General features: G+C 41.2%; 4 protein-coding genes. 2 read left to right on the forward strand and 2 right to left on the reverse strand.

Annotated elements, in window-relative coordinates:
* Window positions 1-10: 10 nt before the first annotated feature.
* Window positions 11-9100 carry a non-ribosomal peptide synthetase gene (locus PL8927_RS02415; RefSeq protein WP_083617244.1) on the reverse strand — a complete coding sequence of 3030 codons (9090 nt, stop codon included), beginning with the start codon at window positions 9098-9100 and terminating at the stop codon, window positions 11-13.
* A 15-nt stretch (window positions 9101-9115) separates the two neighbouring features.
* On the reverse strand, window positions 9116-9694 hold the full coding sequence (locus PL8927_RS02420; RefSeq protein ID WP_083617247.1) for an aspartyl/asparaginyl beta-hydroxylase domain-containing protein: 579 nt from the start codon (window positions 9692-9694) through the stop codon (window positions 9116-9118).
* Window positions 9695-9889: 195 nt separating this feature from the next.
* On the opposite strand from PL8927_RS02420, the gene PL8927_RS02425 reads away from it, so the two are divergent.
* Together PL8927_RS02425 and PL8927_RS02430 are read left to right on the forward strand one after the other, a co-directional pair.
* Window positions 9890-10654: an SDR family oxidoreductase gene (locus PL8927_RS02425; protein ID WP_083617250.1), complete on the forward strand. Its 765-nt coding sequence runs from the start codon at window positions 9890-9892 to the stop codon at window positions 10652-10654.
* Window positions 10655-10675: 21 nt separating this feature from the next.
* On the forward strand, window positions 10676-11410 hold the full coding sequence (locus tag PL8927_RS02430; RefSeq protein ID WP_083617253.1) for a glycosyltransferase family 32 protein: 735 nt from the start codon (window positions 10676-10678) through the stop codon (window positions 11408-11410).
* Window positions 11411-11418: the final 8 nt, after the last annotated feature.

Consider the following 11418-nt stretch of genomic DNA (forward strand, 5'->3'; position numbering starts at 1 on the left):
TTTTAAATATTTATTCTAGATCTTCTAGTAGAGAATTTAGTTCGCTTTCTGACAAGTTTACTAATTGAAAGTCAGTAGCACTATAAAATGAGGAATCTGTCGCTGGCGAATCTGTAAGATACAAGCGGAGGTTATTGAGATAGACTTCAGCAAGTCTATTGATAGTCTGGGGATGATGAATCTGTTGACTATAAGACCAATCCACTTGGAGATATTCATTTTGGATGCGAGCATTAATTGCGAGTAGGTGGGAGCGTTCTTGTTTGCCAAAAAGACCTGTGCCTGTGGGGGCATGACTCATCTTGAATGGGTAATGATTTTTGGTTAAGTTATCAATTTGACCTAAGTAGTTGAAGCTAATCGAGGCTTTTTGATTGTTGGCAATTTGCTGTAAGTTTTTTTCCTGATTCAGATAATGCAGCAATCCAAAGCTGATGCCATGATGAGGAATTGTTCTCAATTGGGTTTTGATTTCTTTGAGCAATGAGTATTGGTCTGAATCAGCAGGCTTCTTTAAAAGAATTGGGTATATAGAAGTAAACCAGCCTACGGTTCTGGAAATATCTAATTGATCATGCAGTTCTTCCCTCCCATGTCCTTCTAAATCGATGAGCCAAGGTTCTAATTGATAAACTTCGTAGAGAGTTTTCAGTAATGCCGCTAGCATAATTTCCTGTACGCTGGCATGATAGGTGGCGATCGCCACTTTGACCAGAGTGTTTGTTTCTTGGGTAGTCAATTGGCAAGATCTGACCGCTTGACTGTCTACTGTATTGGTATTGGGTAATAAGGGATAATCTACGGGTAAAATTGCAACCGGAGTTGATAGAATGTTTTGCCAAAATGGAAAGTCCTCAATGATTTCTTTTGAGTTAGCCAGGGTTGTTAAAGATGTCGTCCATTGGCGATAAGAAGAGGTTTTCAATGGTAGGGAAATAGGCAAATCATTTATAGCTTGTTGGTAAGCTTGGCTCAAATCTGCAAGTAAAATTCGCCAGGATACCCCATCGACAATTAAATGATGTGCCAAGAAAAACAAGACATTGCCATACTTAGCAAGATTTTTAGCATAGAGAATTCTGAATAATGGCGACTGCTCTAATTGAATACTTTCGTGCTCAGTTTCCACTGCTGCCGTTAAAGCATCTTCCGGTAAATTGCTAAAGTCGAGGACTCGCAAGGCGGGACGAGTTGCAGCACCGGAGTAAGATTGTTCCCATTTACCCTGATTTTGAGAAAATTTTAACCGCAATACGTCGTGATGAAATGCGATCGCGTCTAAAGTACGAGAGAAGGCATCTATGTTTAATGGTTCGTCAATACTCAAAGCCACTGCTTGATTCCAGTGGTGAGGATGGAGTAAATTTTGAGCAAAAAACCAGTGTTGAATTGGAGAAAGGGGAACAACCCCGGTTAAGGGCTCCGTAACTTCGATTTGCTGGCTTAATGGTTTGGCTCTTGCTGCTATGCGCGAGAGGGTTTGAGCTTCAAAGATATCTTTCGGGTTAATCTCCCAACCAGCAGTCCGAGCACGAGACACAACTTGCAAGCTCATGATTGAGTCTCCTCCTAGCTCAAAGAAATTATCTTGTGGATGAACAGTTTCTAACCCCAGCACTTCTACCCAAATTTGAGCAAATATCTCTTCTGTGGCAGTTTTCGGTGTGGCTGCAAAAGTTGTTAGTTCTGGTGTGGGAAGGGCAGTGCGGTCAATTTTGCCGTTGGGGGTAAGGGGCCATTGTTTGAGGGGTACTATGGTGCTGGGAACCATATAGGCTGGCAGCTTCTGTACTAGGTAGTCTCGTAATTCGTTGGTTGCGGGACTATCTTTTGTAATGCAGGCGTAAGCAACGAGTCGTTTGCGACCTGGCACGTCTTGACGTAGCATCACCACTGCACTGTCTACTGTTGGGTGTTTAATTAAGGTAGCCTCGATTTCACCCAGTTCTATGCGATAACCGTTCAGTTTGATTTGGGAGTCTTTTCTGCCAATAAAGCAGATATTTCCTTGTGAGTCGTAGGTGCCGCGATCACCAGTCCTGTACAGTCTCGCCCCAGGCTTAGTGGCGAAGGGGTGAGGGATAAAAGCTTCCCCTGTTAATTCAGGGCGACTCAGATAACCTCGTGCTAGGCTAATACCACCAATATAGATTTCCCCGATAACTCCCGGTGCTACTGGCTGCAAAAAAGAGTCCAGGAGGTATATTTCCACATTGGCTATTGCTTTCCCAATACTGGGTTCACCCAGTAAATTGGAGCAGTTCATGATACTCGCGCAGACAGTTGCTTCTGTCGGCCCGTAGGCGTTAAACACTCTTGCCGATCGTTTTCCCCAACGTTGAAACACTTCAGATGTTGCTGCTTCTCCAGCCACAATCAGACTTGATAACTCAGGCAGTTCTGATGGTTCAACGATGGCGAGAAGAGAAGGCGGTAGAGTTAAATGGGTAACTTGCCATTTTGTGAGGTTTGCCCACAATGCTGAACTCACTGCGTTGTTATTTTTTTGGAGATACAGTGTTGCTCCACTCCCTAATGCCATAAAAATTTCAGATATAGCCGCATCAAAGTTTAAAGAAGCAAATTGGTAAACGCGACTCTCTGCTGTGACACCAAAACTCAAAGCTTGACTTTTTACTAAGTTTTGAATCCCAGCATGGGTAACTAATACTCCTTTTGGTTTGCCTGTAGAACCAGAAGTGTAAATGACGTAAGCAAGGTTTTCTGAACTTATTTTTTTGTTTAGACGTTTTGTGCTGTGAGGCGTAGGTTTTTCTGGCTCTTTGCTAAAAGTTATGACCTTGACCTTATCAGAAAATAATCCTGGTGATAGGTTTTCTGAAGTCAGTATCACAGGAGTTTTACTATCTTCCACTATAAATTGCAGACGCGCTTCTGGATAGCTGCTCTCCAAGGGGAGAAATGCTGCTCCTGCTTTCAACACAGCAAGTAAAGCAATAATATAAGCAATTGATGGGTGAAAATATAGCCCGACGATAGTTTCATAGCCAACTCCTGCTTCGATCAATTTTGCGGCTATTTGATTTGCTCGTTCTTCTAATTCTCCGTAGGTAACTTCCTGGTTATCACAAACTAAGGCTACAGCATCAGGGCTTAAATCTGCTTGTGCTTCAACCAATTGATGTGCTGCCTTGAATTCTCCCGAAGTAATATTTTTTGCCTTTCCAGCATTTATCATGTCTACAGCATCTTGCGCTGAAAAACCTGTAATTTCTCCTAACACTCTATCTGGATATCTTGCCAGGTTTACCATGATATTTTGCAGTCGTCCCAGCAGAATATTTGCGGCTGTCGCTGATAGATATTTTGTCTGGTAATTAAGCTTTAACAACAAACCATCATCAGGAATAACTCCTAATGTTAACGGGTAATTTGTTCTTTCATAGAACTCGATATCATGGACTTGAAAATCCCGTCCTTGTTCCTTTAAACTTTTGTCTACTGGATAATTTTCAAATACCAAAATGCTGTCAAATAAGGGTTCTCCTGCTGAAGCGGAAATCTCTTTTTGAATGTCAATTAGCTTGCTATATTCATATTCCCTCATTTGTGTATGATGCTGCTGAATTTTTTCTAGCCAGGTAGCTACCGTAACTTCGGGGTTGAGGCGGATTCGCATTGGTAAAGTGTTGATAAATAACCCTACCATGTTTTCTACATCTTGCAGTTCTGATGGACGACCAGAAACTGTGACCCCAAATACTACATCTTCGCCTGCACCATGTTTTTGTAAGCAGAGTCCCCAAGCGCCTTGAGCGATCGTATTGAGCGTTAATCGACAGCTTTTTGCCATCTGTTGCAACTGGGCAAATTGTTGGGCATCAAGGCGTAATTCTACTTCCGCATAAGTATCTGATTCTGTCTCGTTTGGTAATTGCCAAGCAATTCGGGTAGATGTAGAAATACCATCCAAAGCCTCTTGCCAGAATTCCCCAGCTGACTGCGGATTTTGCTCTAAAAGCCACTGAATATAATGCCGATAAGGAGGAACAGGTGGCAAAGAAAACAGAGTTTGTTGACAGGCGGCTTGATAAACAGTCAACACTTCTTTAAAAATTATTGGTAAAGACCAACCATCAAGAATAATATGACAGTGGCTCCAAATCCATTGCCAAGTAAAATTATCTAAGCGAAAAACAGCAAACCGCATCAAGGGCGCAGCCGTCAAAACAAATCCATTTTGACGGTCATTGAGTAAATATTGCTCTCGTAATCCTTCTTGTTCTGCAACTGAGAAATCACACCAATCTTGTTGAAAAATGTCAAATTTAACTTCTTTATTAACAACTTGTAGCGGTTCTTTTTGTCCATCCCAAATAAAAGCACTACGAAGTGATGGATGTCTTTTTATAACTATCTGCCAAGCCGAATTAAGTTTTTCAACATCAAGTTTTCCGGTAATTTTGCCTGCTACTTGTTCAAAATAAACCGCATCTTCTGAGTTTAAAATTGTATGAAACAGCATTCCTTCCTGTAAAGGGGACAAAGGATATACATCTTCCAGTTGAGGAAACCTTTCTTGCAAACTATCTAAATTAGGCTGGCTAATCCGCACTAAAGGAAAGTCTGAGGGAGTATATTCACTGATACTTTTACTAACTTCACAACAATGGGCAAGTATTTCTGCTAAATTTTGCTGAAAACTCTCGGCCCATTGATTCACTGTTTCTTCCTGATGCAACTGAGAACTATACAACCAATCAACGCGCAATTGCCCTTCTACAACAATTGCCATAACATCAATGATGTGCGGGCAGTTGCCTTCGGGATGACGGGTTAGTTCTACATCTTCATTTAATAAGTTCAGTAACCTATTTTGACCACTCTCACCTCGTACTTGACCCAAATAATTAAAACTGATTTGACTTGGTGATTCGAGAGCTAAATCATCAGCAGTTTCAGGGTTAAGATATCTTAAAAGACCATAACCAAAGCCGCATTTTGGAACAGAACGTACCTGCTCCTTAACAGTTCTGACTAAATTCTTGACAGTCAAATCCTGACTAGATAACTCCAGACAGAAAGGATAAAGAGTTGTGAACCAACCCAGGGTGCGAGTGATGTCTAAATCTGAAGATAATTCATCCCTCCCATGCCCCTCCATGATAATTTGAAAAGTCGTTTTTTGGGTAATTTGGTTCAAGGTTTTCCCCAAAGCAGCAATTAATAATTCTTGGGGTTGAGTCCGATAGGCTTTGTTGGCTCGCGTAAGAAAGATCTGGGTTTGTTCAGTAGTTAATTGCCGCGAAATTCTTTTAACAGTCCCTTCTAAATTTTCCATCAAAGCATTAGGAAAATCCAAAGGTAACGTAGCAGTTTCCGTTTTGACAGTATCAATCCAAAACTGTCTTTCTGCTTGCAGATGTCTGGAGTTGGCAAAATTTTGTAGAAATTCACTCCACTGCTGAAAAGATGTGGATACGGGAGCTAATTGGCTACCATTGATTGCTTCCTTTATGTCTTGCAGCAGAATTCGCCAAGAAACACCATCAACTATTAAGTGATGGATAACGACCAAAAGCTGAGGTAAGCGGTTTGAGCCTAGATAAAAATAAGTAGCAGCAGCCAAAGGCCCATCACTCAAATTCAAGGATTTTTGCAGATGTTCAACAGCTTTTGACTTAGCTGCATTCTGCATTAAATCATCTTGGTCGCTCAAATCTAAGGTTGCAAAAGCAAAAAGATTGGCATCATTTCTCCCATAAAATTGCTGCCAAATTCCCTCCTCTTTTGCAAACCGTAACCGGAAAGTATCGTGATGAGCAGCAACCGTTTGAATTGCTGTGGCAATTGTTGTGGGTTCTAAGGATTGGTGAACTTCAAAAAGTAAGGCTTGGTTCCAGTGGTGAGGATTGGCAACATTGAGGCTAAAAAACCACTTTTGGATGGGAGTTAGGAGAACGCTTCCTTCAGCTGTTCTGGCAGGAATGGTCAAAGAATGAACTCTTTCGACAACCACTCCTAATCGTTTGACTGTTTGTTCTTGAAATATTTCTTTGGGCGTTAATAGCCACCCTTGGCGACGTATTTCTGCTACAACTTTCAAGGCTAAGATGGAATCACCACCAAGGTCAAAAAAGTTATCTTCAACGCCAATCCCATCTACTTCTAAAACTTTCGTCCAAACAGCGCAAATCACTTTTTCCGCTTCGGTTTGTGGTGGTAGGAAACTTTGTCTTGCGGCAGATTGATGCCAATCTGGAATCGGTAAGGCTTGGCGGTCAATTTTCCCTTGGGCAGTCAACGGCATAGTGTCGAGAAACATGAATGCCTGGGGCAACATATAATCAGGGAGTTGCTCCTTGAGGGTGGTGCGTAATTGCTCGGCTGTCATTTGCCTATTTGTGACGATGTATGCAACTAAACGTTTATCCTCTGTCGTCACAGTATGAGCTATAACTATGGCTTCTGCAACTTCCGGGAATGCTGTTAAAGCCGCTTCAATTTCCCCTAATTCAATCCGAAAACCCCGTATTTTTACCTGTAAGTCACTCCGTCCCAGATATTCAATATCTCCAGATGCTAATCGTCGTGCTAAGTCTCCGGTGCGATAGAGTCGCGCTCCTGGTTCTAGACTGTAAGGGTCGGGAATAAACTTTGTTGCAGTGAGGGTTGGTTGGTTGATATATCCTCTGGAGAGACCCATACCACCTACATAAATTTCTCCTCTTACTCCTATAGGTGTAGGTTCTAAAGTATCATCTAGGATATGTAGAGATAGGTCAGGAATGGTTAACCCAATAACGCTACCCGGATTTTGATCAATATCTTCCGCCGTGATTTGACGATAGGTTACATGAACTGTCGTCTCAGTAATCCCATACATATTAATCAAACGGGGATAGTTGTCGCCGTAGCGTTCTATCCAAGGTTTGAGGCTTTGCAATTCTAATGCTTCCCCACCAAATATAATGACTCGTAATCCCAGTTTGTCTGGAAATGCTTGGTCAGCACGCATCAATTGCCGAAATGCCGAAGGAGTCTGGTTGAGAATAGTGACACCTTGGCGCTGCAAAAGATTACGAAAGGCTTCTGGAGAACGGCTTTCTAAATACTGAACGATGACGAGTTTACCACCATATAATAATGCTCCCCATATTTCCCATACGGAAAAGTCAAAGGCGAAGGAGTGAAACAGTGTCCATACGTCTTTTTCATTGAAGCCAAACCAGTCATCTGTTTTTCGCATTAATCGGACAACATTGTTGTGGGTGATGACACATCCTTTTGGCTGTCCGGTTGAACCACTTGTGTAAATAATATAAGCTGCTTGTTGAGGCAGGATTTGAGTCGTTAAAGTGAATTCCTGGGTAGGTTCTAGCTGGTCAATTACTAAGATTTTGCGGTCTTGTATCGGTAGGTGAGAAAGTAAACTTTCTGTGGTTAGGAGCAGGGTAATTCCACTGTCTTCAGCAATAAACCTAAGCCGTTCTGAAGGATATTGGGGGTCTAAGGGTACATAAGTCCCGCCGGAAAGCAATACCGCGAGTAAGGCTATGATTAAGTTGGTGCTTCGTTCTAGGTAAATGCCAACTCTTGTTTCTATTCCTATTCCTTTTTGTTGCAGAACGGCTGCAAGTTGACTAGCTTGTTGGTGGAGTTCTTGATAGGTTATTTCTTGGTCTGTGGTGCTGATGGCAATTTGATTGGCGTGTTTATGGGCGCTGTGAGTAAAGAGTTCTACTAGGTTTGTTGCTTGTTCTTGCGTGGTTTCTTGACCCGAACCCAAGGTTAGAAGTTCTTGGCGATCGCTGTGGGTTAATATTGGTAATATGTTAATATCAACATCTGGGTCTATCAGGACTGCTGTTAACAGGTGTTGATAATGGGTCAAGAGGCGCTGGGCTGTTGGTGCTGTGAACAAGTCTGTGTTATACTCTAGTGCAACTTGCCATCCCGATCCACTCGGTTCTAGCATTAGACTCAAATCAAATTTAGCGCCGCCGTTATCTATATAAATTGGTGTGGCTATGATTCCCGGTAGCTGGATTTCCCCTAAAGGTGCATTTTGTAGGGCGAACAGAGTTTGAAAAATTGGCGATCGCTGAGGGTTTCGCTGGATTTCGAGTTCCTCTACAATGAGTTCTAAGGGAACATCCTGATTTGCTAATGCTGCTACACAAGTTAGTGATATCTGTTGCAGGAGTTGCCGAAATGTTGGTCTACCTGATAAATCTGCTCGTAGGGGTAAGGCGTTAACAAAACAACCTATGAGGGTTGTGATTTCGCTATGTTGTCGATTGGCGCTGACTGTACCGACGATAATATCACTCTGACCAGTATAACGATATAGCAAAACGTAATAAGCTGCTAGTGTTACCATGAAAAAGGTAGCATTATTCGCTTTTGCGAATGCTTCTAAGCTGGAGGTGAGAGATACAGGCAATACTTGCCGCCAGACCGTACCATGAAAAGTTTGTAATGGTGGACGTTTTTTGTCCAGAAGTAACTCTAAATTTGGCAGAGGTGTTGTTAGAGTTTTTTTCCAATATGTTATTTGTTCTTGAATAGTCTGGCTTTTTAGCCAAGTGACTTGCCATTCAGCATAATCTCCATACTGAATAGGTAATTCGGGTAAAGAAACTGATGAGCCTTGCAAATAAGCACGATAAAATTCCGCTAATTCCTGTACTAATATCCCTAAAGACCAGCCATCACTAATAATATGATGTAAATTTACTAGGAGAATATGATCTTGGTTTGATATCCTATATAAGACCCCCCTTATCAAAAAATCATTGACAAGGTTAAAGGGACTTTGCGACTCTCTTTCTAAGATTGTTTTTAACTGATCTGGCTGGTCATCTAAAGAAAATTCCAGACTTTTTTCCTCTAGTTCAAATCCTCCTTCTGGATGGATAAGTTGCACAGGTTCCCCATCCTCTATAGCAAATGTCGTCCTCAAAACTTCATGACGATAGATAATTTGATGGAACGACTGCTTTAAGGCTTCTTGATGAAGGTCGCCAACTAACTTTAAAGCGATCGGAATGTTGTAAGCAATGTTCCCTGGACTTAATATTTCATTAAACCATATTTGCCTTTGAGCTAAAGACAGTGGTAGGACATAAACTTCCATAATTCAACGTAATTTTTATAGTTTGTCAGAAGTTTCTACTTGGGACAAAATCTTTAACCAATACGCTTCATCAACTGATTGGTTAGTTCCCAACGGCTCTTTCGCCCTTAATTCGCCTCTTTGAAAATCTATCAACAAAACAACCCTTGGTTTCCCAGATTTATTCCAGGCTTCATGCTCTAATGTGTCATCAAATACCAAGCATTTACCTTCTTGCCAACTTCTGGTTTCTTTATCTACTCTAATCCCACATTCATCTGGCACAATCAAACCCAAATGACAACGGAGTACAGCTTGAGTTACGCCAAAGTGAGGGCCAATATAAGTTCCAGGCGCTAAGGAAGAAAATCCAGCAGTCATCATACCGGGTATCCCTTCAACCAATTGAGTCGTTTGGGGACATAAGCGGCAATTATCTTCAATTCTTTGCCCAAACGCATACAGTCCAAAAACTTCCCAGCCTTGATTGTAAATATCTTTCTCAGGCCAATCAATAAAATTTTTAGGCTGAAGTTGCTCTAGCTCCTGGCGGATAATTAACCAGTTAGCTTCTAAGGTAGCTACAAATTCAAAATCCGTTGATTCAGAAAACATTGCTCTCAATATTCAGTAAACAACTTTGTAGAATATACAGGAAGTTACTTAGCTATAGTTTCTCCATGTATACACTACTTTAGTAGAAGTTTAGTAAACAACAGTCTGACTTTAGATGTTATTGATCGAACTATAATAGCTTATCATGCTTTTAGCACAATCAGAAAAATTATTTTAGGGCTAGAGAAATTCATTATGAAATTAGAAGACATTCGTGCTATAGTCACTGGTTCTGCTAGCGGAATTGGTCGTTGCATAACTTTAGAATTGGCCCGTGCGGGAGCCAAGGTAGTAGGTGGTGATTTAGATGTAGATGGGTTAAAAGCATTGGAAGCAGAAAGTGCCGAATTTTCCGGGAAAGTTTACGGAATTTATCTGGATGTCGCTAACGAAGTATCAGTAAAAGATTTTATTATCCAAGCTTTTGAAAAGATTCAAGATATTAATACCCTAGTGAACAACGCTGGTATTCTACGAGATGGCTTACTCGTCACACAAGATGAAGAAGGTTGGCTCCGTAAACTACCGACAGCACAATGGAAGCGAGTCATTGATGTGAATCTGACAGGTGCCTTTTTAATGGCTAGAGAATTTGCCGCAACAGTCATTGAGAAGAATATTACGCCAAGTTTGATAGTCAATATTTCCTCTATCACTAGGTCAGGCAATCCCGGTCAGTCAAATTATAGTGCTTCCAAGGCTGGATTAGATGCAGACACACGCACATGGGCTTTAGAGTTAGCCCCGTTTGGATTTCGGGTAGCAGGTATCGCACCTGGATTAACCAATACCCCCATCCTGAGCCGAGTTTCGACCGAAGCACTGGCTGAGATGACTAAGCAAATTCCCCTGGGTCGCATAGCTGAACCTTACGAAATTTGGCAAGCCATGCGTTTCATTATTGAATGCGACTATTTTACTGGTAGCATCATAGATGTAGATGGTGGTGTGCGATTTTAAATCAATAATAAATAGCAGTTTATGAGCCAAATTCCCAAAATAATACATCAGATTTTTTTTGCGGGAGCAGCAGCACTACCACAAAAATATCTTCGCTATCATCAAACAGTTTTACAACATCACCCGGATTGGGAACATCAATTTTGGGATGAATCAAAATCTTATCAGTTTATGGAACAGCATTATTCCTGGTTTCTCCCAGTGTATAATTCCTACACTTATAACATTCAACGTTGGGATGCAATACGTTATTTTATCCTCTATCACTACGGAGGTTTTTATATTGATATAGATATTGAATGCCTTAAGCCACTTAATAGTTTGTTAGGAGATTTTGAGCTAGTGCTCTCAAGATTAGTTGGCTTTAGCAATGCTATTATGGGAAGCATTCCCGGGCATCCCCTTTGGCTAAAAGTATTCGAGGAATTGCCAAAACGCAAAGACAATTCAGCCAATAAAACAATGCCTTATTATATAGGCTACAGTACCGGACCGATCATGTTAAATGACTGTATCATAGCTTCTCAATTACAGGAAAGCCCCAAAATTCTTGTTTGTCCAGGATACATATTTGAACCAGGTGCTCCTATGGAACTTAACGGGAAAATTTTTAAGAGTTTACCTAACTCACAGACATATACTATACATCACATGACCACTTCTTGGCTACCTCCAAAACATCAGATTATTAGATTTTTGTTCGGTCTAGTTTTAGAACCGTACTGGTTCTTTGGCTCACTGTTTAAAATTTCATAATAATTACA

The organism is Planktothrix serta PCC 8927, from assembly GCF_900010725.2.
GTDB classification, from domain to species: domain Bacteria; phylum Cyanobacteriota; class Cyanobacteriia; order Cyanobacteriales; family Microcoleaceae; genus Planktothrix; species Planktothrix serta.